20 protein-coding genes are annotated in these 23,705 nt (G+C 62.1%); 14 read left to right on the plus strand and 6 right to left on the minus strand.

The features are described 5' to 3' along the window. Positions 1–175: 175 nt before the first annotated feature. From ACFE70_RS16240 to ACFE70_RS16250, 3 genes are all read right to left on the minus strand, one after another. Positions 176–1,558 (minus strand): hypothetical protein, encoded by a 1,383-nt coding sequence (locus ACFE70_RS16240; RefSeq protein WP_375418826.1) that lies wholly within the window; start codon positions 1,556–1,558, stop codon positions 176–178. Between the two features lie 51 nt (positions 1,559–1,609). Further along, positions 1,610–2,944 carry a tRNA (N(6)-L-threonylcarbamoyladenosine(37)-C(2))-methylthiotransferase MtaB gene (gene mtaB / locus ACFE70_RS16245; RefSeq protein ID WP_375418827.1) on the minus strand — a complete coding sequence of 445 codons (1,335 nt, stop codon included), beginning with the start codon at positions 2,942–2,944 and terminating at the stop codon, positions 1,610–1,612. A gap of 231 nt (positions 2,945–3,175) precedes the next feature. Beyond that, complete coding sequence (locus ACFE70_RS16250; protein ID WP_375418828.1) at positions 3,176–5,041, minus strand: LTA synthase family protein; 1,866 nt, start codon at positions 5,039–5,041, stop codon at positions 3,176–3,178. Between the two features lie 366 nt (positions 5,042–5,407). Here ACFE70_RS16250 and ACFE70_RS16255 point away from each other — a divergent pair, with 366 nt between their 5' ends. Beyond that, positions 5,408–7,597 carry a glutamine synthetase III gene (locus ACFE70_RS16255; RefSeq protein ID WP_375418829.1) on the plus strand — a complete coding sequence of 730 codons (2,190 nt, stop codon included), beginning with the start codon at positions 5,408–5,410 and terminating at the stop codon, positions 7,595–7,597. Positions 7,598–7,776: 179 nt separating this feature from the next. Here the strand turns inward: ACFE70_RS16255 and ACFE70_RS16260 are convergent, their stop codons facing one another. Continuing rightward, positions 7,777–8,247 carry a hypothetical protein gene (locus ACFE70_RS16260; protein WP_375418830.1) on the minus strand — a complete coding sequence of 157 codons (471 nt, stop codon included), beginning with the start codon at positions 8,245–8,247 and terminating at the stop codon, positions 7,777–7,779. Positions 8,248–8,452: 205 nt separating this feature from the next. On the opposite strand from ACFE70_RS16260, the gene ACFE70_RS16265 reads away from it, so the two are divergent. The 4 genes from ACFE70_RS16265 to ACFE70_RS16280 all read left to right on the plus strand — a co-directional run bounded on the left by ACFE70_RS16265 (position 8,453) and on the right by ACFE70_RS16280 (position 12,084). Beyond that, positions 8,453–8,824 carry a hypothetical protein gene (locus ACFE70_RS16265; RefSeq protein WP_375418831.1) on the plus strand — a complete coding sequence of 124 codons (372 nt, stop codon included), beginning with the start codon at positions 8,453–8,455 and terminating at the stop codon, positions 8,822–8,824. 103 nt (positions 8,825–8,927) lie between these two features. After that, a complete protein-coding gene (locus ACFE70_RS16270; RefSeq protein WP_375418832.1) occupies positions 8,928–9,440 on the plus strand; it encodes a PAS domain-containing protein in 513 nt (170 codons plus the stop codon). Between the two features lie 243 nt (positions 9,441–9,683). Beyond that, positions 9,684–11,672: a (E)-4-hydroxy-3-methylbut-2-enyl-diphosphate synthase gene (ispG, locus tag ACFE70_RS16275; protein ID WP_375418833.1), complete on the plus strand. Its 1,989-nt coding sequence runs from the start codon at positions 9,684–9,686 to the stop codon at positions 11,670–11,672. A gap of 25 nt (positions 11,673–11,697) precedes the next feature. After that, positions 11,698–12,084 carry a hypothetical protein gene (locus tag ACFE70_RS16280; protein ID WP_375418834.1) on the plus strand — a complete coding sequence of 129 codons (387 nt, stop codon included), beginning with the start codon at positions 11,698–11,700 and terminating at the stop codon, positions 12,082–12,084. 66 nt (positions 12,085–12,150) lie between these two features. Here the strand turns inward: ACFE70_RS16280 and ACFE70_RS16285 are convergent, their stop codons facing one another. Beyond that, positions 12,151–12,627, minus strand: coding sequence for a hypothetical protein (locus ACFE70_RS16285; protein WP_375418835.1), 477 nt, complete (start codon positions 12,625–12,627; stop codon positions 12,151–12,153). A 132-nt stretch (positions 12,628–12,759) separates the two neighbouring features. Here ACFE70_RS16285 and ACFE70_RS16290 point away from each other — a divergent pair, with 132 nt between their 5' ends. From ACFE70_RS16290 to ACFE70_RS16305, 4 genes are read left to right on the plus strand one after another with little or no spacing between them, the layout of a single operon-like run. Continuing rightward, positions 12,760–12,936: a DUF6728 family protein gene (locus ACFE70_RS16290; protein WP_375418836.1), complete on the plus strand. Its 177-nt coding sequence runs from the start codon at positions 12,760–12,762 to the stop codon at positions 12,934–12,936. Positions 12,937–12,951: 15 nt separating this feature from the next. Continuing rightward, positions 12,952–13,317: an MmcQ/YjbR family DNA-binding protein gene (locus ACFE70_RS16295; protein WP_375418837.1), complete on the plus strand. Its 366-nt coding sequence runs from the start codon at positions 12,952–12,954 to the stop codon at positions 13,315–13,317. 9 nt (positions 13,318–13,326) lie between these two features. Then, positions 13,327–13,563 (plus strand): hypothetical protein, encoded by a 237-nt coding sequence (locus ACFE70_RS16300; protein WP_375418838.1) that lies wholly within the window; start codon positions 13,327–13,329, stop codon positions 13,561–13,563. Then, positions 13,553–13,885, plus strand: coding sequence for a type II toxin-antitoxin system RelE/ParE family toxin (locus ACFE70_RS16305; RefSeq protein ID WP_375418839.1), 333 nt, complete (start codon positions 13,553–13,555; stop codon positions 13,883–13,885). Before ACFE70_RS16300 ends, ACFE70_RS16305 begins: the two co-directional genes overlap by 11 nt. A 58-nt stretch (positions 13,886–13,943) precedes the next feature. Here ACFE70_RS16305 and ACFE70_RS16310 read toward each other — a convergent pair whose 3' ends face one another. Beyond that, the gene (locus ACFE70_RS16310) at positions 13,944–16,958 is read right to left on the minus strand and encodes a leucine--tRNA ligase (protein WP_375418840.1); all 3,015 of its coding nucleotides are present in this window, start codon (positions 16,956–16,958) and stop codon (positions 13,944–13,946) included. A gap of 216 nt (positions 16,959–17,174) precedes the next feature. Between ACFE70_RS16310 and ACFE70_RS16315 the strand changes: the two genes are divergently transcribed. The 5 genes from ACFE70_RS16315 (at position 17,175) to ACFE70_RS16335 (ending at position 23,550) form a co-directional block, all read left to right on the plus strand. Beyond that, positions 17,175–17,303, plus strand: a complete 129-nt coding sequence (locus ACFE70_RS16315; RefSeq protein ID WP_375418841.1) for a hypothetical protein — start codon at positions 17,175–17,177, stop codon at positions 17,301–17,303. 213 nt (positions 17,304–17,516) lie between these two features. Next, positions 17,517–19,598: a DNA primase gene (gene dnaG, locus ACFE70_RS16320; protein ID WP_375418842.1), complete on the plus strand. Its 2,082-nt coding sequence runs from the start codon at positions 17,517–17,519 to the stop codon at positions 19,596–19,598. Between the two features lie 181 nt (positions 19,599–19,779). Further along, positions 19,780–20,835 (plus strand): potassium channel family protein, encoded by a 1,056-nt coding sequence (locus tag ACFE70_RS16325; RefSeq protein WP_375418843.1) that lies wholly within the window; start codon positions 19,780–19,782, stop codon positions 20,833–20,835. Between the two features lie 118 nt (positions 20,836–20,953). Then, complete coding sequence (locus ACFE70_RS16330) at positions 20,954–22,231, plus strand: glycosyltransferase family 4 protein (protein WP_375418844.1); 1,278 nt, start codon at positions 20,954–20,956, stop codon at positions 22,229–22,231. A 119-nt stretch (positions 22,232–22,350) separates the two neighbouring features. Then, positions 22,351–23,550, plus strand: coding sequence for a glycosyltransferase (locus ACFE70_RS16335; RefSeq protein WP_375418845.1), 1,200 nt, complete (start codon positions 22,351–22,353; stop codon positions 23,548–23,550). Positions 23,551–23,705: the final 155 nt, after the last annotated feature.

The raw sequence follows: 23,705 nt of genomic DNA on the forward strand, positions 1-23,705 counted from the left end.
GCGCTTTCACAGTCGGGGTACCTGCTTCTCGGCTCCCCTCTCTTTTGGAGAGGGACCGGGGGTGAGGTTTCGCCGAGTGCGCCAGGTGCACTGACCTGAAAACCGCTCTAGGGGGCGGTGATAGAGGGGTAGGGAAGTAAGAAAGTGATGAGCAAGGATAGTAAGCCGCGAGACCTTACCGCACTATCGACAGCGTATGCACCCCGCGCTGGAGGGGTAGGGCATAATTCGTTTTGATTAGCTGCAACCGCTCGGGTCCGCGCGCGTCGCCCACCACGCGCCAGAAGTCGAGGCTGCCCCGCGCCGTGGGGTCGTCGAGGTGCCCGAAGTTGGCCACGGCCAGCCGCCGGCTGCTGCGGTCGAACACGGCCGATTCGGGCAGCAGGCCGTCGAAGGCGAAATCGCCCGCCGCCGTCAGCTCACCGGTGACGGAGTCGAAGGCAAACAGGGACAGCGAGGCGTAGCGGCTGCGCTGCGCGTTGCCCAGGGGCTGGAAGGTCTGCTCCAGGTTTGTCGTCACCAGCAAGCGCCCGTCGGGGCTGATAGCCAGGCCCTCCGGGACGTAGCCGGTGAGCGCCCGCCCGGTAACCAGATGCACGGGGCCTTCGCCGGGCGGGCCGGGCTGGGCAGCGAGCTTCACGCACCGCAGCCCGCCGTGCGGCGGGCGGTTGGGCGTTGGCGCGGCGGGCCCGCCATTGGCGAAGAAGTAGCGCCCATCGGGACTAAAGCAGGTGAGCAGCGTGCCACTCAGCTCGATATCCACCGGGTTGCCCCAGGGCGTGAGCTGCCATTGAAGGCCGGCGGGCCGCACCTCGGCCAGCAGCAGCTGGTGCTTGGTCTTACTGGTGAGCGCCAGCAGGGGCCGGCTGGGGTGAAAGAGGGCGTGCACCAGCTCGTCGCCGGGCACCCAGCCGGGGACGGGCACGGCCGCCCCGCCCGAGAGCCGGCCCTGGGCGAAGTGGTAGAGCCAGAGCGGGGTCGCCCGGCCGTCGCCCTCCGGATGCACGGCCAGCGCCACCAGCGTTCCATCCGCGCTCACCGATACCGACTGGGCGCGCTGCGGCCCGGCTAGCTGCTGCACCACGCGGGGGCGCTGCGGGTCGGCCAGGTCTACCACCGTGATGGTGCGCCCGTTGGCCAGGCCGGCCAGCGTCACATCGGCCCCCGACGCCGGGCGTGGCCCCCGGGTTTCGATGGTGATGGCGTAGCGCCCGTCGGGCGTAGTCGTGACTGCCGCCGGCGGACCCGTGACGGAGTTGCTAATCGGCAGGCCCCGCACGCTGGCGGCGGCGGCCTTCCGCCCATCAAAGGCCACCACACTCAGCACGTCGGCCCCCGCCACGGGCCCCAGCTTGCCGTCGATGTAGGCCGAGGGCACCATGTCGGCATCCGAGAGCGCCAGCAGCAGCCGGGCCTGAAAAATGTCGTTTTGCGGCGGCGCGGCCGAAGCCGGCAAACCGGCCGGCGCCTGCGCCCGCGCCTCCTGGACCGGGACGAACAAGCGGCCCGCCGCCGCTAGCAAAAGGCCCGCTAAAAGATGAGGGTTGCGCTTGGCCATGAGCAGGGGGGTAGGAAACCCAGGGAACCAGGAAGGGAAGGAGAAATAAACCTAAACCAAAAGGCCAATTTCCTCGGCTTCCATCACGCCGGCCGCGCTCACGCCCGTCAGGCGCAGCGGCTTCAGCTCGCCCACCAGCAGCGGGTCGTATTTGGCTTGCACGCGGATGTAGTTGGGCGTGAAGCCTGCCATGAGGCCGTTGGTCACGTCGTCCTCAAACAAGACTTCGGTTTCCAGGCCGGTGTGCTGCTCGTAGAAGAAGCGCTTTTTCTTCTCGGAGAGGCTGCGCAGCTGCGTGGTGCGCGCCGAGCGCACGCGCTCCGGCACGCGGCCGGGCAGGCTGGGGGCCAGCGTGTCGGGCCGCTCAGAGTAGGGAAACACGTGCAGGTAGGAGATGGGCAGCTCGTTAAGAAACTGGTAAGTATCGAGAAAATCAGCTTCCGTCTCGCCCGGAAAGCCCACAATTACGTCCACGCCAATGCAGGCGTGCGGCATGAGATCTTTAATCAGCGCCACGCGGTCGGCGTAGAGCTGGCGGCGGTAGCGGCGGCGCATCAGGCCCAGAATTTTGTCCGAGCCGCTTTGCAAGGGCAGGTGGAAGTGGGGCATGAAGCGCCGCGACCCGGCCACGAGCCGAACCACCTCGTCGGTGAGCAGATTAGGCTCGCAGGAGCTGATGCGAAAACGCTGAATGTCAGTAGTTTCATCCAAAGATTGCACCAAATGAGTAAACGTTTCGAGCCGCTGCCTTTCGGGGCCTTGCAAGCCGAAATCGCCCAGGTTGACGCCCGTGAGCACGATTTCTTTTACGCCCGTTTCGGCCAGGGCCCGTGCCCGCGCCACCACGCTGGCCACCGAGCCGGAGCGGCTCGCGCCCCGCGCCAGCGGGATGGTGCAGAACGAGCAGGAGTAGTCGCAGCCGTCCTGCACTTTCAGGAACGTGCGGGTGCGCTCGCCGAGCGAGTGGGCGGCGTGAAACTCGGTGGCTGCCGCGATGGGCGAGGCCAGCACTGCGCCGGGCTGCCCGGCGGCGGGCCGCTCCAGGGTGGTAAGCAGCTCGGCGAGGCGGAATTTTTCGGCCGCGCCGAGCACGGCCCCTACCCCCGGAATCCGGGCAATCTCCTGGGGCTTGAGCTGGGCGTAGCAGCCTACGATGGCTACGAACGCGGCGGGGTTGCGCCGAAGGGCCTGCTGCACCACTTTGCGGCACTTGCGGTCGGCGTGGTCAGTGACAGAGCAGGTATTAATAACGTATAAGTCGGCCCCGGCTTCGAAGGCCACCTTCTGGCAGCCGCGCTCGGCAAACTGCCGGGCCAAGGCCGAGGTTTCGGAGAAGTTGAGCTTGCAGCCGAGGGTATAAAAAGCAACAGTTTCGGGCGTCATCATAGCCGGCAAAGATACGGAGGGGGGTAGGGATTGGGCGGAAGAACGATGCGTAAGTGGGCGGAAGAACGATGCGGAAGAACGTCAGGCAGAGCGCAGCGAAGCATCTCGCATGGGGAAGTAACGCAATCGTTGTTAGCCGCTGATTACTTCCCCACGCGAGATGCTTCGCTGCGCTCTGCCTGACGTTCTGCTGCTTGCATGACCGTTCTGCTTGCTTGTTTCTCCCCGCAATCACTTACTTGCGAAGTCTTCCAGCGAAAGCTGCTGATACGCCTTTCCCAACTCTAGCTGCGCCTCCGTGGCGCCGGGGCTGCGCCGCGTAACCCGGCGCCCGACGTTATCAAACGTGAGTGCGCCGGCCGGCGTGACGGTGCCAAACCCATCGGTGTAGCAGTAAAACGCAAACGGCACCGGCGCCGGGCGCAGCAAATCGCGGCTCCAGGGGTAATCGGTGGCGGGCAGGCCCAGCTGGCGCAGAAGCGTGGCGGCCACGTCGGTTTGGGAGCCGATTTCGGGCACAACACGGCCGCGCACTTCGGGGCGCAGGGCACCGCCACTGAGCACGAGCGGCACGTGAAACTTGGCCGGGTCATCGTTGGGCGTGTTGCCGGGCAGCGGGTGGCCGTGGTCGGCCACGAGCACCACCAGCGTGTGCTCCCACCAGGGTTGGCGGCGGGCGGCGCGGACAAAATCACCCAGCGCCGAGTCTGTATAGTAGACGGAGTTGCGAAACAAGTCTGCTTCGCTTTTGCCCGGAAACTTCGCCTTCATCGGCACGTCGTAGGGCTCGTGGCTGCTCAGGGTGAAAGCCGTGACGAAGAAGGGATTTGGGAGCTGGGGCAGGTCAGTCAGGAGGCGATTAAACAGCACGTGGTCGTGGGCGCCCCATTTGGAGTTCTGGTCCTGGGCCCGAAAGTCGCTGCGCTCGATGAGCTGCTCGTAGCCGGCCGTGCGCAGGTAGCTCTTCATGTTGGCGAAGGCCAGCTCGCCGCCGTAGTAGTAGCGGCTGTGGTAGCTGGCCAGGGCCAGGCTGCGGGCCAGGTGCGGCAGCCGGGCCGTCTTGCGCGGATACTTGATGATGCTGGTCGTGGGCTGGTTGGGGTAGCCCGAGAGCAGCGCCACGAGGCCCTTCTGGCTGCGGTCGCCGGCGGCGTAAATATGGTTGAACAGGACGCCGGTGCGGGCCAGGCTGTCGAGCGTGGGCGTCACGCCCGCCTCGCCGCCCACGCTGCCCACGAGCTTGGCCGTGAAGCTTTCGAGAATGAGAAAGAGCACGTTGGGCCGCGGCTCGCGCAACAGTGACGCTGACTTTATTGCGCCCGATTCCCTACCCCCCCCGGCCGGGTAAAGCGTCGCCACGAGGCGGCGGGCGGTGCTGTCGGCCAGATACGGGCGGGGCGTGCGCTCACTTTGCAGCTTGAGCAGCGCGTCGGCCACGTTCCAGATGGAGTTGATGGCGGCGTGGTTGGCGAAGGGCCGGTCCGAGAAATACACATCGCTCTGATTGACCGGAATCTGCTGGGTGCCGCCGCGTAGGGGCAGGGCCAGCAGCACCACGTAGAGCAGGCCGGCCAGCGCCGCCCGGCCGCGCCCAAACCAGGGGGGTAGGGAATCGAGCCGGCCCACCACCAGCTTGTATAAGCCCCAGGTGCCCAGCATGATAAGTCCGATAAGGGAGAAGAGCAGCCCCAGCGGCGCGCTCGTGGCCGTGGCCGCCATCTCGCCGGGCGTGCCGATGTATTGCAGCGCCGTGGCATCGAGCCGGAAGCCCCAGACGCGGTAGAGGTCGGCGTCGGCCATGACCAGGATGGTCAGCACCGCACCCACCACGGCCGTGTAGGCGCCCACCAGCCGCGCCAGCGGGAAGCGCGGCCCCGCCAGACTGCCGATGACAAAGAGCCCGAACGGTACCAGGCACAGGTAGGCCGTTATCGAGAGGTCGAGCCGCAGGCCATAGCCGAAGATGCCGAGCAGCGTGGCCGGCGGCAGCGCGGCCGCCAGCGCGTGGTGATAGAGCAGGAAAATGACCCGGCTCACCACAAAAAACACCAGCCAGAACAGGAAGTAGCGCGGCTGGAACGCGAAGCGTTTTATCACGGCGCAAAAGTAGAGCGCCCGCCCGACCTGAGGAGTTCAACTTAATTTTTGGAGCAGGTCTGTTGGCCTAAACTGAAGAGGATTCGTGGTACTTTGCCTGGTAAATAGTGCATTCACTACTGCCGGCGAGGCGAACCTAAGCACCTGACTGCGAAAAACCTACTGTCAATAACTTGCTAAATCGCGCCGGAGCCAGAGCCAATGAAGCCAGAGGGCTGGCTAATAGAAGGAAGATGTTTTCCAGGGGCGAGAATTGGATTTTAGCCCATATTTGGCAGGTATGCCCCTAAAAAATAAGTGGGTGATTGCATAAATAACCTATTGTTGGTTAATTTTGCCCCCTTAATCGACCCTCTTTTCTCTCACATGGCCATTCTTCGTTTTAAAGCGCTTGAGCTTGCCGCCCAGCGTCAGCCTATTTCCGTAACGCCCGCGGCCGTGCGGCGCTCCGACTCGTTCGGGCGCAGCGTGTTCAACCTCGAGGCAATGCGGGCCAATATGCCGGGCGAGTATTTCAAGAAGCTGCAAGGCGCTATCCGCCAGGGTGGACCCGTGGAGCGGAGCGTGGCCGACGCCGTGGCCGCGGCCATGAAAACCTGGGCTATGAGCAAGGGCGCCACCCACTATACCCACTGGTTTCAGCCCCTGACCGGCGCCACGGCCGAAAAGCACGACTCGTTTTTTGACCTGAACTCCGACGGCCGGCCCATCGAAAACTTCAAGGGCTCGGCGCTTGTGCAGCAGGAGCCCGACGCATCAAGCTTTCCCAACGGCGGCATCCGCAACACGTTTGAGGCCCGCGGCTACACCGCCTGGGACCCGACTTCGCCGGCCTTTATTATTGAAACCAGCGGGGCCCATACGCTTTGTATCCCGACCATCTTCGTCGCCTATACCGGGGAGGCCCTGGACTACAAGGCGCCGCTGCTGAAGTCGCTGGCGCGGCTGGAGCAGGCCGCCGTGGACGTGTGCCAGTACTTCGACAAGGACGTGCAGCGGGTGAACACCACGCTCGGCATCGAGCAGGAATACTTCCTCGTGGACCGCGCCCTGTTCGATGCCCGGCCCGATTTGGTGATGACCGGCCGCACCGTGTTCGGCCACTCGCCGGCCAAGGGGCAGCAGCTTGATGACCACTACTTTGGCTCGATTCCGCCGCGCGTGCACGGCTTCATGCTGGAGTTTGAGGAAGAAGCTAACCAGCTCGGCATTCCGCTGCGCACCCGCCATAATGAGGTGGCGCCCAACCAGTTCGAGTGCGCCCCGACCTTCGAGGACGCCAACCTGGCCGTGGACCACAATCAGCTCCTGATGGACATTATGGAGCGTGTGGCCCTCAAGCACGGCTTCAAGGTGCTCCTGCACGAGAAACCCTTCGCGGGCATCAACGGCTCGGGCAAGCATAATAACTGGGCCATGAGCACCGACACGGGCGTAAATCTGCTCGCGCCCGGCCGCAAGCCCAAGGAAAACCTGCAATTCCTGGCCTTTTTTATCAACACCATTCAGGCTGTGCACCGCCACGCCGACTTGCTGCGCGCCTCCATCGCTTCGGCCTCGAACGACCACCGCCTCGGCGCCAACGAAGCGCCGCCGGCCATCGTGTCGGTGTTCGTGGGCTCGATGCTGAACGGCGTCCTCGATGAGCTGGAGCGCACCGCCAAGCTGCCGCTCGACAAGGGCGACAACATCTACCTCAAGCTCGGCATCGATAAGATTCCGGCCATCTTGCTCGACAATACCGACCGCAACCGCACCTCGCCCTTCGCCTTCACCGGCAACAAGTTTGAGCTGCGCGCCGTGGGCTCCAGCGCCAACTGCTCGTCGGCGATGACCGTGCTCAACGCCATCGTGGCCGAGCAGCTGATCGACTTCAAAAACGCGGTTGACGCGCTCATTGAGCAGGGCAAAAAGAAGGAAGTGGCCATCGTGGAGGTGCTGCGCGAGTACGTGATTGAGAGCAAGAACATCCGCTTCGAGGGCAATGGCTACTCGCCGGAGTGGAAGGACGAGGCCGCGCGCCGCGGCCTGGCCAACGTGCCCACCACGCCCGAAGCGCTGGATGCGCTGGTGAGCGAGGAGGCCGAATCGCTCTTCGTGCGCCACGGCATCTTCTCGCCCGTCGAACTGCACGCCCGCCACGAGATTCTGCTCGAAGACTACACCAAGAAAATTCAGATTGAGAGCCGCGTACTGGGCGATTTGGCCATCAACCATATCATTCCCACGGCGTTAGCGTATCAGACCAAGCTTATTAACAACGTGCGCGGCTTGCGCGAGCTGGGCCTGGACGATGAAAACTCGCAGGTGACCGTGGACATGATTAAGACCATCTCGCGCCACGTGACCACGATTAAAACTACCGTCGACGACATGATTGAGGCCCGCAAGGTGGCCAACAAGATTGAGGGCGGCCGGGCAATGGCCATTGCCTACTGCCACGAGGTAAAAACAAAATTCGACCCCATCCGCCGCGCCGTTGACAAGCTCGAGCAGATGGTGGCCGACGAGGACTGGCCCCTGGTGAAGTACCGCGAACTATTGTTCCGGCACTAGCAGCCTAAGGGTTGGAACCCTGGCCGGTGTGGGGTGGGAATTTCTCGCCGCGCCGGGGTTGGGAAAGGGGTAGCCTACTAGGCTGCCTTTTTTTATGCCCAATTGCGACCACTGCGCGGACGTTGTAGGCCGCGAGCCAGCTAATTCCCTACCCCCCCTCGCGGACTGCAACGTCCGCGCTACTCCTCTACCACCTCGGCGCCGGTGCCGGCATCGGGCACAACCAGCTTCCAGGCCGTGTGGCGCAGCTCGTCAAGCCTGGTGAGGGTGTCGGCGACGCTCTCATGGGCCAGCATTTTATCAAACAAGCCGCTTTGGCGGCCGGCCTGCACCAGCTTTTCGAGCACGAAGGGCAGCACCCAGCCCACCACGCTGCCGGCCAGCGCCCCGCGCAGGCCCAGGCGCAAGAGCAGGCGCGTGGTCATGCGCTCCAGCAGGAGCTTGCGGGCGGCGGGCAGGGCCGTGCCGCGCAGAAAAGCCGCCACGGCCGCCACGTTGCCCTTGCGCACTTCGGCCCTGAGCACGTCCTGCACCGCGTCGAGGGCGCGCCGCGCCGTCTGCCGAAACAAGCGGCCGGTTTGCCAGGCGCGCAGGCCGGTGGTCTGGGCGACGGCGCGGGCGAGGGGGGGTAGGGCGCTGATAAGCTTCATAAAGAATTGGTCAAACTTTCTGAACCGGCTGCCAGGTTCGCGAAAACCGTGTAGCGGCGCGACACTGCGCGTCTGCATACGAACCCGAAAACTGTTCGGCCGCCGCCACCGCGCCAATCATCCTAAAGCCGCTGACCTTGGTCTTTTGCGGCAAAAATGGTATTTTCGCGTCCCTTCTCTCTTGCCGATTTTCCGGCCGCTCCGCATGTCCGATTTGTTACTCGACGTTAATTTACAGCAAATGCCTGATGCCTACCTGGCTGGCGACTGGCGCGTGGCCAGCCGGGTGCTCAACCGCACCGACCCCGGCAGCACCCTGGCCCAGGCCAGCCGGCTGGTGCTGGCCGATGAGCAGCGGCAGATGCAGGTGCAAACGCCCGAGCCGGCCCAGAACGCCACCGGCAGCTGGGCCGTGCTGCGCGACGGGCTGCTCAACCGCCCCTACCTGGCCCTGACCCTGCTCGCCGACGAAACCCGCGCCCTCGTCACCCGCCTGCGCCGCTCGCCCGACGGGCAGCGCAGCCTGCTCAATCTCTACTTCGCCTCCGGCATGGAAATGCTGCTCGAAATCCCGTGAGGCTGGCCGCAGGGAGGGGGGTAGGCGGCCTGACCAAGCCGCCACCCGCTTGTTGCGCGCTCATCTCGGCTGCCTTTTTGATTTTGCCACTGTTTTCTTCTTCGTGACTCCTTCCGATTCGGCGGCTTCGCCCGCCATCTTCGCCTCCGCCGAGCAGTTCCGATTTCTGGCCGACATGATTCCGCAGCTGGTTTGGATAACCGACCCGACCGGCTACCACATCCATTTCAACCAGCGCTGGATTGACTTCACGGGCTACACCCTGGCCGACAGCGTGGGCCCGGATATGTGGAACAACCTGCTGCACCCCGACGACCAGCAGCGCGCCCGGCAGGTGTGGGGCCACGCGCTGGCCACCGGCGCGGACTACGAAATCGAGTACCGCTTCAAGGCCCAGGACGGCTCCTACCGCTGGTTTCTGGGCTCGGCCCGGCCCCTGCGCGACGCCGAGGGCCGCATCACCACCTGGTTTGGCACCTGCACCGACATTCAGCAGCAAATTGAGCTGCGCGAGCAGCTGGAGCGCGCCTACGCTGATTTGGAAGCCAAAGTCACGTTCCGCACCCTGGATTTGGAGCATCAGGTGCAGGAGCTGAAGCAGCGGCTGGGAGAGTAAGGGCCGACTGGAGCATAAGACAATAAAATAAATAAGGAACGTCATGCGGAGCTTGCGAAGCATCTCGCTTGCGGCAGTAAATCAACCATTGATTACTACCGCAAGCGAGATGCTTTGCGGGGCTCAGCATGACGTTCTTTCATTTCGATTAGTCCGCTACCCGCCTCACGGCCCGTATTTTTGCCTCTGGCAACCTTCCCCTTGCGGGTTTGGTTTTGCAGCCGATTCCCTACCCCCCTGGTTATGAACAAAGCCTATTGCCCCAGCCTGACCGCCTACCAGCGCCGCCTGAGCCGCGTGGTGAACATCGGCGAGGTGCCGATGGGCGGCACCCATCCCATCCGGGTGCAGAGCATGACCACCGTCGACACGATGGACACGCTGGGCTCGGTGGAGCAGACCCTGCGCATGGTGGCGGCGGGCTGCGAGTACGTGCGCATCACGGCGCCGAGCGTGAAGGAAGCCCAGAACCTGCTGGAAATCAAGAAGGAGCTGCGCAAGCGTGGGTGCAACGTGCCGCTCATCGCCGACATTCACTTCACGCCCAACGCCGCCGAGCTGGCCGCCCGCATCGTGGAGAAAGTGCGCGTGAACCCCGGCAACTACGCTGATAAGAAGCGCTTCGAGGAAATTGAGTACACCGACGCCAGCTACGCCGCCGAGGTCGAGCGCATCCGGGAGCGGTTCCGGCCGCTGGTCCAAATTTGCAAGCAGTACGGCACGGCCATGCGCATCGGCACCAACCACGGCTCGCTATCTGACCGGATACTAAGCCGTTATGGCGACACGCCGCTGGGCATGGTCGAGTCGGCGCTGGAGTTTCTGCGCCTCTGCGAAGAGGAAAACTACTACGACGTGGTGCTCAGCATGAAGGCCAGCAACACGCAGGTGATGGTGCAGGCCTACCGCCTGCTGGTGCAGAAACTGGACGAGGAAGGCTTGCAGCCCTACCCCCTCCACCTGGGCGTAACCGAGGCCGGCGAGGCCGAGGACGGCCGCATTAAGTCGGCCGTGGGCATCGGCACGCTGCTCGAAGATGGCCTGGGCGACACCGTGCGCGTGAGCCTGACCGAGGCGCCCGAAGCCGAAGCGCCGGTAGCGAAGATGCTCATTGACCGCTACACCAGCCGGGCGGCAGAATCGGACCCAATTATGCCCTTGCTAAGCGAGGAGCCGCTGAATCCATTCCAATATTTCCGCCGCGTGACGCGCGAAGTCGCTAACCTGGGCGGCGCCAACGTGCCGCGCGTCGTGGCCGATTTGTCGCGTTTGACAAATCTGGAGTACAGTGACTTACGCGCCGCCGGGCAGTTGTATTCGCCGTTTCTGGACAAGTTTCAGATGTCGGATTTGGGCGCCGACTACATCTACACCGGCCAAATCCCTACCCCCTTCCTGCTGCCCAACGGCCTGAAGGAAATCGTGGACTACCGCGCCTGGCTCGATGCCGGCCAGCGCCCCGACCACTACCCCGCGCTCACCGCCGCTGAATACGCCGCGGCCGGCGCCGGGCACCCAGCCCTGAATTTCGTGTTTCACAGCCTGGCCTCACTCACCGCGCCCGCCCTCGACCAGCTGCGCCAGGACCTGACGGCCGTAGTTATCCTGCGCACCGACAACGCCCACGCCATGCCGGAGCTGCGGCGGGCGTTTTTCGAGTTGCTCAACGCCGGCGTCACCTGCCCGGTCATCATCAGCCGCCAGTACCCGGAGCTGCGCGCCGAGCAAACCCAGCTCTACGCCGCCACCGACGTAGGCGGCCTGCTGCTCGACGGCCTTGGCGACGGCATCGTGCTGAGCACCGAGCTGCTGCCGCCCCGCGAAAAAGCCGACTGGCTGACCACGATTGACGAACTTAACCAGCTCAGCTTCGGCATCTTGCAGGCCGCGCGCACGCGCATGTCCAAAACCGAGTATATCAGCTGCCCCAGCTGCGGCCGCACGCTCTTTGACTTGCAGGAAACCACGGCCATGATTCGCCAGCGCACTGACCACCTCAAGGGCATCAAAATCGGCATCATGGGCTGCATCGTCAACGGCCCCGGCGAGATGGCCGACGCCGACTACGGCTACGTAGGCGTCGGCAAAGGCAAAATTGCGCTCTACCGCGGCCAGGAAGTCATCAAGAAAGCCGTGCCCGAAGAGCGCGCTGTGGACGAGCTAATTGAGCTAATGCGCGAGGATGGGAAGTGGATAGAAAAGGAAATAGTGGGCGAGCCGGTAGGCGTGTAATTGTTGTGCGATAATCCAAAAAGGCATGACTAACATTTTATCTAGATTTTATAGTGCTTATCGTAAATTTTCAAAGTGGTTGCTCATAATCTTAAGCATTCCTTGCTTTATCTTTCCGGCAATAGTTATTATAAAAGCATGGGCTGATATTCCTAATTTTATGCTTGCATTAAAGGATGAAATGGTCAATAACTCTAGTTTTAGAGAAAAACTTGGTCCTAGTGTTGGCTATGCGATTTGGTTTGATAAAGACTTAGCTGATAAGAAGGTGATAACACCATTTTCAGTTACAATTAATGGGGAGCACGATAGTTCCTATGTCAAGCTCTTAGGCAAGTTTAGATACGTAACAAATGATAGTATATCGTACACTAAAATAGATACCATTTATAAACTCTCTGAAGCCAGATAGTTTTTACAGCGTAGTAAATCCATGATTGCTTGTCGTTTCATGCTTGCGGTAATTTTCTGCCGGCGGCTACCTGCATTTCTCCTTGCGGCGCGTGTCAATTATGTGCGCAATGCGCCAGCCCTCGGCCAGTTTCACCACTTGAAACGAATTGTAGCCGCAGTGGCTGAAAGTGTTGCCGAGGTAGAATTCATAGGGCGTCCAAACGCTGGCCAGGTTGGCGTCAATCAGGACTTTATCGAACGTGATGCGCTCGTCCCACACTTCCTTGTGCGGCGTGCCCACGGCCTTCACGAAGTCGCCGGGCTTTTCGGGCAGCAGGCGAGTTGTGCCGTTGCGCGAGTCAATCACGTGAAACACGGCGCCGGGCGCCAATGTGCGGCGCACGGCGGTGCTGTCGGCGCGGCGCATCCCGTCGAAGAAGGCTTTGATGGTCTGTTGCACGGCTTGCGTTTCGGCGGCGGGCGTGGGCACCTGGGCCGCGGCGCAGAGGGGGAGGGCCAGCAGAAAGGCCCCAGGAAGCAAGTAGCTGATAGATTGAATCACAAGTGGTTGAGTAGGGTTGCGGGGAAGGAGGGGGGTAGGAAAATCGGGCGCATTATGGGTGTAAAATTGTGTTTTTTCGCAATCATTCCCGGAGTCAACGTGTTATCTTGACGCACCAAAAGCCTCCACATCATGCAAGGTAAAAACCTGTTTAACTTCGGCCCCGCCCTCGGCTATTTCTTCCGCAAGAACGACCCGAACCGCAAGACAACCTTCAATCTCAAGACCATGCACTTCATCAATAAGCTGAGCATGGCCATGTTCCTGGTCTGCCTGCTGGTGATGGCCTTCCGCTTCTTCACCCGCTAACCCATCTTTAGCGCCGTGCTCAATATCGAAGAGTTCCGCGACTATTGTCTCGCCCTACCCGGCACCACCGAAGCCACGCCCTTCGACCTGGACACGCTCGTGTTCAAGGTAGGGGGCAAAATTTTTGCCCTGACCAGCATCGCCACGTTTGGCAGTGTTAATTTGAAATGCGAGCCCGAATTAGCGGCGCAGTTGCGCGAGGAATTCGACTATGTGCGGCCTGGTTTCCACATGAATAAAAAGCACTGGAATACAGTGCTAATCGGCACTGGCGTCACGGCAGCGCAGCTGCGGGAGTGGACGCGGCACTCGTATGAGCTGGTGCGGGCCGCGCTGCCGCGCACCGTGCGGACGGAGCTGGAAACTGCTGAAAACGTTTAACTTTGAATTATGCGCCAAGTTATTCTGACCGTTCCGGATGAGCAGTATGCCCCTTTGATGAAGGTGGTGAAGGCTCTGCCGTTTGAAATCAAGGCCAAAGCTCTAGCCGCCCCGAAGCCCAGGAAGATGACACCGGCGCAACAGGAGTGGGTCGATGATTTCCGCGAAGCCTTACACGAAGTGGAGTTGCATCAGCAAGGAAAAATTAAGCTGCGGACGCTTGATGACCTAATAAATGAGCTTTGAAATTATCTTAACAGATAGTTTTGAGCGCCGGGTTAAGCCCTTGCTTAAACGATACGCTTCCATAAAGCAGGATTTGGCACTGCTACGCACAGAGCTTCAGAATAACCCGCAGGCCGGAGAAGCACTTGGGCGCGATTGTTACAAAGTACGGTTGCGTATTCGCTCAAAAAATACCGGCAAAAGCGGCGGTGCCCGTGTGATTACCTGCGTCAAAATTGTAAATGAGCAAGTGTTTTTGCTTGCTATTTATGATAAGTCAGAACAGGATTCTATTAGCGATAAGGAGCGCGATGATTTGCTAAAAGAAAACGATTTATTATAAATGCACAAAAAAGCCCGCCGATATCGGCGGGCTTTTTTGTGCGACATATTTTTCAGAGTTATACCACTACGTTCACCATGCGGCCGGGTACCACAATCACCTTCCTGGCCGGCTTGCCCTCGCCGAAGCGGGCCAGAAAATCAGTGCCGAGCACGGCGGCTTCAATCTCGGCGGCAGTGGCGGCGGCCGGAAATTGCAGCTGCTCGCGCACCTTGCCGTTGAGGGCGACGGGGTAGTTAATGCTGTCCTCAATGAGGTATTGGGCCTCGAAGGGGGGGTAGGGGGCGGTGCTGAGGCTGCCGGGCGCGTGGCCGAGCAACTCCCACAGCTCTTCGGCCAGGTGGGGCGCGTAGGGCGAGATGAGCAGCGTGAGCGGCTCCAGGATGGCGCGCTTGTGGCAACTGAGGGCCGTTAGCTCGTTCACCAGAATCATGAACGTGCTCACCGAGGTGTTGAAGCTGAACTTGTCGATGTCCTCCTCGGCCTTGCGGATGGCTTTGTGCAGCGCCTTCAATTCCGGAGGGGTAGGGATTTCGTCGGTCACGGCGAAGTCGCCATCTTCGGGGTGGAAGAGGCGCCAGAGCTTTTTCAGAAACGTGCTCACGCCGCTGATGCCGTTGGTATTCCAAGGCTTGAACTGCTCCAGCGGGCCGAGGAACATTTCGTAAAGGCGCAGTGCGTCGGCGCCGAATTTGCCAATTAGAACGTCGGGGTTGACGACGTTATATTTTGACTTCGACATTTTTTCAACTTCGGGCGAAGTCAGAAATTTGTCAGATTTATTATTGTTGGCGGAGTGAAAAACACCATTTTGCCAGAATCCGCCTTGACAAACAAAAACAGGATTTTCTACATCAGGATGAGTTGAAATGTACTGCTCAATATTCATCACATTATTGTTGACAATTGAAATATCAACATGCAATGCAGATGTGAAACCTGCTAATAGTGGGTCGCCAGGTTGTGTTTCTGCTGATAAAAGATGTTCTGCGTCTTTACTGAAAAATATATCTCTGGTAGGTTTAGTAAACTTGACTCTCGCTTTTATGCCTGGAAGCGAGAGTTCTGAAAAAAGCTTGGTTGGTGCTTTGTCATCAGCGAGATTATTCCAAGCTTCAACTACTTCTTCCTGCGAAGCAGTAGTTTCAAAAACAGGCGCACCGCCTTTATAGCGAAGTATTTTCTCCGAAACTCCCAAAATCATCCCCTGATTAATCAGCTTCTGAAACGGCTCCTGGCCGCTGACCAGGCCCAAATCTTTCAGGAACAGATACCAGAAGCGGGAGTACAGCAGGTGGCCGGTGGCGTGCTCGGCGCCGCCCATGTAGAGGTCTATGCTGCCCCAGTATTTTTCGGACTCCTCGCCCACGAACCGCTCGGCGTTGTGCGGGTCCATGTAGCGCAGGTAGTACCAGCTGGAGCCGGCCCAGCCGGGCATGGTGCTGTGCTCGAAGTCGAACTGCCCGCGGTATTGCCAATCCTGGGCGCGGGCCAGGGGCGGCTCGCCGGTTTCGGTGGGCTTGTACTCGTCGATTTCGGGCAAAACCAGCGGCAGGTCGGTTTCGGCCACGCCGAAAGCGTCGCTGTCGCGGTAGTAAATCGGGATGGGCTCGCCCCAGTAGCGCTGGCGGCCGAAAATGGCGTCGCGCAGGCGGAAGTTGACTTTGCCCTGGCCCTGGCCTTTTTCTTCCAGAAAGGCAATGACTTTTTCGGTGGCTTCCTTATAGGTGAGGCCGTTGATGAAACCGGAGTTGACGTAGCGGCCTTCTTTGGTGGGGTCGGCCTGCTGGTCGAGCGCCTTTTGAGCGTCCGTCACCTGCACGATGGGCAGACCGAAGTGGGTGGCGAAGAGCCAGTCGCGCTGGTCGCCGCTGGGCACGGCCATCACGGCACCGGTGCCGTAGCCAGCCAATACGTAATCGGCGAGCCAGATTTGGATGGGCTCGTCATTAACCGGATTCAGCGCATACGCGCCGGTGAAGACGCCCGACACGGCCTTGACATCGGCCATGCGGTCGCGCTCCGAGCGGCGCTTGCTGGCCTGGATGTACTCGTCCACGGCCGCCTTTTGTTCGGGCGTGGTAAGCTGCTCGACCAGCTCGTGCTCCGGGGCCAGCACCAGGAAGGTGGCGCCGAAAATCGTGTCCACGCGGGTCGTGAACACGGCCACTTTCGCGCCCTCGTGCTGCTGCACGTTGAACTCGACCAGTGCGCCCACGCTCCGGCCAATCCAGTTGCGCTGCATCTCCTTGACGGCTTCGGGCCAGTCCAGATTATCCAGGCCTTTCAAAAGCCGGTCGGCGTAGGCGGTGATGCGCAGGTTCCACTGCGGCATGAGGCGGCGCTCGACGGGGTAGCCGCCGCGCTCGGAGAGGCCATCCTTCACCTCGTCGTTGCTGAGCACCGTGCCCAGCGCCGCGCACCAGTTCACATACGTATCAGACTGATACGCCAGCCGGTAAGTGTGCACGACTTCCAGCCGCTGCTTCTCCGAGAACAGCTTCCACTGCCCGGCCGTGAAGCTGTGCCGCTCACCTTCGTCGCCGGCCGCGCGGATGCCCTCGCTGCCATTTTCCTCAAAGCGCGCTTGCAGCTCGCGGATGCTCTCGGCGCGGTCGGTGTCGAGGTTGTACCAGGAGTTGAAGAGCTTGAGGAAAATCCACTGCGTCCACTTGTAATAGTCGGCATCCGAGGTGCGGATTTCGCGGCTCCAGTCGTAGCTGAATCCCAGCGAGTTAAGCTGGCGGACGTAGGTTTCGATGTTCTTTTCCGTAGTCAGGGCCGGGTGCTGGCCGGTCTGGATGGCGTACTGCTCGGCTGGCAACCCGAACGAGTCGAAGCCCATTGGGTGCAGCACGTTGTAGCCCTTGTGGCGCTTGTAGCGCGACACAATATCCGAGGCGATGTAGCCCAGCGGGTGGCCCACGTGCAGCCCCGCCCCGGAGGGGTAGGGAAACATATCCAGCACGTAGTATTTAGGCTTGTCGGAGTGGTTGTCGGCCCGGAAGGTCTGGTGCGCTTTCCAGTAGGCTTGCCACTTTTTTTCGATTTCGTCGGGGCGGTAGGCGGGCATTTTCGGCGGGGGTTATTCCCAGCAAAGGTACGGCGGCGCTTGGGACGCTTTTCTGCTGTCCACAATCGGCTTAGGCGTGTAGCTTTGCCGCACTGTGCGGTAGTCTCCCGCCAACCACGGTGCCTTTTCAGCTTCGGCTAGAAATGGCGAAGCCCGTGGCTGGAACCACGGGCTTCGGAAGTGGGTGATTTGTTTCGCTCCCTAATCCTTAGAACGATGGGAAACAAACCAAACAGCGGCGATGATTACGTGATAATCATCGTCAGGCTTCCGGTTAAGCTGCTCACGCAGTTTGGCCGGTGGCTAGTGTTGGCAGCTGGCACCTACGTGCTGCTGAACCACTAACCGAAGCCGGTAGGCGGGGTTCGCGCCCCGCCTACTTGCGGCTTAAACTGTTGGCCTGAGCCGGAAGTTGCGCAAATATGCGATTTTTTGGGAGAAGCCTTCGCCTCGCGCCATCGAAAAAGAAGGGCGAACTTCGCGATGCCAATTTATGGTTGGCGCGCCGCCTACCCCCTCATTTTTTAGCAATGCTCCAGCGAAGCGCTGGCGTCCTGTATGGCCCGGATTCCGAAAGAAACAGTTGACCAGATTCTGCACACGGCCGACATTGTCGAGGTGGTGGGCGACTTCGTGACCCTCAAGCGCAAGGGGCAGAATCTGTGGGCGCCGTGCCCGTTTCACAATGAGAAGTCGCCCTCGTTCTCGGTCAATCCGGCCAAGAGTCTCTACAAGTGCTTTGGCTGCGGCAAGGCCGGCGGCGTGGTGCAGTTCGTGATGGACATGGAGGGCACGAGCTTCCCGGAGGCGCTGAAATACCTGGCCAAAAAGTACGGCATCGCCATCCAGGAAGAGGAAAAGACGCCCGAAGAGCAGCTGGCGCAGAATGAGCGCGACTCGCAGTTCATCGTCTCGGACTGGGCCAAAACGCAGTATCAGCGCCTGCTGCTGAACTCCGAGGAAGGCATGAGCGTGGGCTACGCCTACCTCAAGGAGCGCGGGCTGAACCTGACCACGATTCAGCAGTTCGAGCTGGGCTACTCGCTCGACCAGTGGGACTACCTGATGAAAGCGGCCGAAGCCGCCGGCTACCAGCAGAAATACCTGGAGAAAACCGGCCTCGTGGTCACCCGCACCGACGACCAGGGCCACGACACCGGCCGGCGCTACGACCGGTTCCGGGGCCGCGTCATGTTCCCGATTCACAACGTGTCGGGCCGCGTGGTCGGCTTCGGGGCGCGCACGCTGAAGCGCGACGACAAGATGGCGAAGTACCTCAATTCGCCGGAATCGGACATTTACCACAAGTCGGACGTGCTCTACGGCCTGTTTCAGGCGCGGCAGGCCATCCGCAACGAGGAGCTGTGCTACCTCGTGGAAGGCTACCTCGACGTGCTGAGTTTGGCGCAGGGCGGCGTGAAAAACGTGGTGGCCTCGTCGGGCACCTCGCTCACCGAAGGCCAGATTCGGCTCATCAAGCGGTATTCGGATAACGTGACGGTGCTCTACGACGGCGACGCGGCGGGCATCCGGGCCTCGCTGCGCGGCATTGATTTGCTGCTTGAAGGCGGCCTGAACGTGCGCGTGGTGCTCTTCCCCGACGGCGACGACCCGGATTCCTACATCCGCAAAGTCGGCGACCAGCGCTTTAAGCAGCACTTGGAGCAGGCCAGCCAGGACTTCATCTCCTTCAAAACCAGCCTCGCCGCCCAGGACGCCGCCCGCGACCCGGTGAAGAAGGCGGAGGCCATCCGCGACGTGTTGCAAAGCATCGCCAAAGTGCCCGACGGGCTCAAGCGCCAAGTGTTCTTGCAGCAGACCTCGGCCACGTTCGGCATGGATGAGCAAATCATCATTACCGAATACAACAAGCTGGTCAAGAGCGCCGAGTACAAGGCGCGCACGGCTCCTACCCCCCCCTCGGCGGCCGAACGCCCGGCCGCGGTCCGCCCAACGACGGCCGCTCGCGCCCTGACGCCCGAGGAGGAAGCCGAGGTGCAGATGTACGGCGGCTCGCTGGCCGATGCCCTGCCCGTGGGCATCACGACGAGCCCGGCATTCCCTACCCCCTCGGCTGGCGGCGAAGCCGCCGGAGACGAGGACGACGTGCCCGACGTGCTACGCTCCTGCGAGCGCGAAATCCTGCGCCTGCTGGTGCTCTACGCGCCGTTCGTCATTCCCGGCCCCGGCTACACGGTGGCGTATTACCTGTTCTCGCAACTCGAAAACACGCCGCTGCAAACGCTGCTCTACGCCGACATCTGGGAAATCTGCCGCCAGCAGGTGCAGGCCGGCGCGTTGCCGAGCGCCCGCGAGCTGGGCCAGCACCCGCGCGCCGACGTGCGCTCCTTAATCTCCGATTTGGCCACTGAGCGCTACGAGCTGAGCCCGAACTGGCGCATCAAGGAAATCTACGTCGTGGCCGAGCAGGAGCAGCTGCAAGTGGCCTGCGACAATGCCGTGCTGCGCCTCAACAAGTGCCACGTGCAGCGCGCCCTCACCGCTTGCCTCGAGGAGCTGCGCGCCCCGGAGCTGAACGACGACCAGATGATGGCGCTGCTCGGCAAGCTTAAAGGGCTCAAGGAGTTGGATAACCAGCTGGGCAATATGCTGGGCACGGTGATTCCGCGCGGGGCGTGAGGAAACGACCAAAAAGGCGGTCATGCTGAACGCAGGGAAGCATCTCTACCGCATAAGTAATCAGAGGTAAACAACGATGGAGTTAGTCAAACGATGGAGTTAGTCAGCGGTAAAGATGCTTCGACTCCGCTGCGCTGCGCTCAGCATGACCGCCTTTTTTTGCTCCTAATACCAAAACACCTTGCTCAAACAGGCTAATTTCAACCGCCTCTACCTGGCCATCTTTCTCTCCGCCCTGAGCCTGATTATCGGCCTGGCGGGCTTCATGGGGATTGAGCGTTTTGGGCTGGTCGATGCACTCTACATGACCGTCATCACGATTTCGACGGTCGGCTTTGGCGAGCTGCACCCGTTCTCGGAGGCCGGGCGGCTGTTCGTGTCGGTGTATATTTTATACAATCTGTTCGTGGTGGCCTACCTCGTGTCGGTCGTCTCCACGTTTATCTTTGACGGCGAGCTGCGCAAATTATTCCGCATGTACCGAGTGGACCAGGAGATAAAGCGTTTCAGCGGGCACGTCATCGTGTGCGGCTTCGGCCGCAACGGCCGCAAAGCCTACCAGGAGTTGCAGATGAACGGCGCCCGCGTGGTGGTGATTGAGCAAAACGAAGCCTTGCTCAGAGACCTGAGCGAGGGCCGCACCGGCGAAGACTACGACGGCGACGGCGCCGCCGGCGGCAACATTTTGTCGGTTATCGGCGACGCAACGACGGACCTTATCTTGCAGCAGGCCGGCGTGGCGCGGGCCACGGCCCTGATTACGGCCCTGCCCCGCGACGCCGACAACGTGTTCGTCACACTCTCAGCCCGCGCGCTCAATCCGCGCCTCAACATCATTGCCCGCGCCTCCTACAAAACCAGCGAAAGCAAGCTGCTTTCGGCCGGCGCCAACTCCGTAGTGATGCCCGACGAAATCGGCGGCTCGCACATGGCCAACCTGGTCGTGCGCCCCGAAGTCATCCGGTTTCTGGATTTGATTTCGGGTTTGAGCGCTGATAAATTACGGCTTGAGGAGCTTGATTTTCAACGCGTGCGCCGCGACTTGCAGGGCCAGAGCATCCGCTCGCTCGATATTCGCTCGCGCACCGGCGCCACGGTCATCGGCCTGCGCCAGGCCAGCGGCGCGTTCATGGTCAGCCCCTCGGCCGACTATTGCCCCACTACCGGCGATGTGCTGCTGGTGCTGGGCAGTGAGGCGCAAATAGAGAGTTTGGAGGCGCAATTCCGGCAGCTTTAAAATCAGTTAACAGTGAGCAGTTAACAGTGAACAGTTTCGTGATTTTCCGTCAAGTTCGGTTATCAGTTAACTGCCTACTGAGTTGCTCACTGTTAACTGCTCACTGTTAACTGAAAAAATGCATCTTCTCCAGCTTTGTCCGCGGGTGCCGTTTCCGCTGCATGATGGCGGGGCCATTGCGATGTATGAGCTGACGCGCGGCCTGGCGCAGGCCGGGCACCGCGTGACGGTGCTGGCCGCCAACACGCCCAAGCACCACCAGCCCGCCGACGCGCTGGCCCACCTGGGGCCGAATGTGCGCCTGGTGACGGTCGACGTAGACACGACGGCTTCGCCGCTCAAAGCTCTGAAAAATCTGTTGGCCAGCGACTTGCCCTACACCATTGAGCGGTTTAATAGCCTGGCGCTGGCCGAAAAGCTAAAGCAGCTCATCGCCACCGAAGCCGTAGATTTGGTGCAAATCGAGGGCACGCAGGTGAGCTGGTACGCGGGCTGGTTGCGGCAGCACGTGGCACCGGAGCAGCTCCCGCCGCTGGTACTGCGGGCCCACAACCTGGAGTACCGCATCTGGGAATTGCTGGCCCGCGGTGAGCGCAACCCGCTGACAAAGTGGTATCTAGGCAAGCTGGCTAAGCGCCTGAAAGCGTTTGAGCAGTGGCAGCTGCCCCACTACGACGCCCTGGCCGCCATCACCGAAGCCGACGCGGCCCGGCTGCGGGCACTGGGCCAGCCGGGTGGGCCGGTCACGTTCATTCCGGCCGGCGTCGATTTAAGCCGCTTTCAGCCCTCATCTCAGCCAGTTCCCTACCCCCCCTCGCCGGCCCAACCCCAGCCCAAAACGCTGTTTATGATTGGCTCGCTGAACTGGCTGCCCAACCAGGAAGGGCTGGCCTGGCTGCTGCGCGAGGTGTGGCCCGCCGTGCACGCCGAGCTGCCCGACCTGACCCTGCACGTGGCCGGCTACGGCGCGCCGGCCGACTTGCTGGCTGCCCCGCCGGCCGGCGTCGTTATGCACGGCTTTGTCGAGTCGGCGCCCGATTTCATGCGCCAGCACGCCCTGATGCTGGTGCCGCTGCTGAGCGGCGGCGGGATGCGGGTCAAAATCATCGAGGGTTTGGCGCTGGGCAAGGTCATTCTCAGCACCAGCCTGGGCGCCGAAGGCATTGCCGTGCACGACGGCCGCGACATCCTCTTGCGCGACGCGCCGGCCGACTGGCTGGCGGCCATCCGCGCCTGGCACCGCGGCGAGCTGGACACCGCGGCCATCGGCGCCGCCGCCACGCGCACGGCCACCAGTATCTACGACAACCGCCAGGTCGTGCGCCGCTTCGAGGACCTCTACGCGCACTTGGCCCGTGCCGCGCCCGCCGCCGCGTCGCCAGCGCCGGAGAGGTAGGCGTTGCTGGCTAAAAAGAACGGCGCCCGGCCCGGCGCCGCCCACGGACCCGGCGCGTCGGGGGGGGGTAGGCCCGCAGCTCAAGGCCCCCGCGCGGTCCTGCCTAAGTTTGCGGTCTGATGAAATTGCTTGTGCTGCTGTCCCGCTTTCCGCATCCGCTCGACAAGGGCGACAAGCTGCGGGCATTTTACCAACTGCGGGAGCTGCACCGGGCCGGGTTCCACATCGGCTTGTTTGCCCTGCACGACGAGCCCGTGCCGGCCGCCAGCCTGGCCGCGGTGCGACCACTGTGTCGCGGCGGCCTGCGGCTGTGGCCCCTGCGCCGGCCCGGCATCGCGCGCCACATGAGCGCCGCGCTGGCTGCTGGCCGGCCGCTGCAAATAGGCTATTTCTACGACCCTGGCGCGCAGCGCTGCCTCGACCAGCTCCGGCGAGACCTGGAGCCCGACCATATCTACTGCCAGCTGGTTCGGATGGCCGAATACCTGCGGCCGGGCCGGCCCGGCGCGCCCGCGGTCCGGCCCGGCGTGGGCCTCACCCTCGACTACATGGATGGACTGGCGGCGGGCATGGCGCGCCGCACCGAGCAGGCGCCCGCCTGGCAGCGCCCGCTCTGGCGCCTGGAGGCCCGGCGGTTAAGCGCCTACGAGGCCGAGGTTTTTGGCTGGTTCGACCAGCACACGATTATCTCCGCCCAGGACCGGCAGCTTATCGCGCACCCGGCCCGCCAGCAGATTCAGGTGGTGGCCAACGGCATCGACCAAGCGTACTTTCAGCCCCAGCCCACGGCCGAAAAAACGTGCGAGCTGCTTTTTTGCGGCAACATGGCCTATCCCCCCAACGTGGACGCGGCCTGCTTTCTGGCCGAGGAGATTTTGCCGCTGGTGCGCCACCACCACCCGGCGGCCCGGCTGCTGGTGGCCGGCACCACGCCCACGGCCCGCGTGCGGGCGCTGGCCCGGCGGCCGGGCGTGCAAGTGAGCGGCTGGCTGCCCGATATTCGGGCGGCCTACGCGGCGGCGCGGGTGTTCGTGGCGCCCATGCGCCGGGGCACGGGCCTGCAAAACAAGCTTTTGGAGGCCCTGGCCATGCAGCTGCCCTGCGTGACGACACCCCTGGCCAACAACGCCCTGGGCGCCGAGCCCGGCCGGCACCTGCGCCTGGGCGAGTCGGCGGCCGAGTTGGCGGCAGCCATCAGCGGCCTGCTCCGCGACGAAGCCGCCGCGGCCCGGCTGGCGCGCGCCGGCCACGAGTTCGTGCGGGCCCGCTACGACTGGGCCAGCGCCACGGCGCCGCTGCTGACGCTGCTGCGGCCCTAGGCCCCCGCGAAGCAAACCGGTCTACCTGACCGGTAAGGCGGGCCCGCCGGCTGTAACTTCGCTGGGCCGTTGGTGGTTCTCAACCAAGCGGTCGCTGACTGGCGAACAGCCGGCATCGGGTTTCGGCCCGCTTTGCTCTCTATTCTTAATCTGCC

The organism is uncultured Hymenobacter sp., from assembly GCF_964243305.1.
GTDB lineage: Bacteria > Bacteroidota > Bacteroidia > Cytophagales > Hymenobacteraceae > Hymenobacter.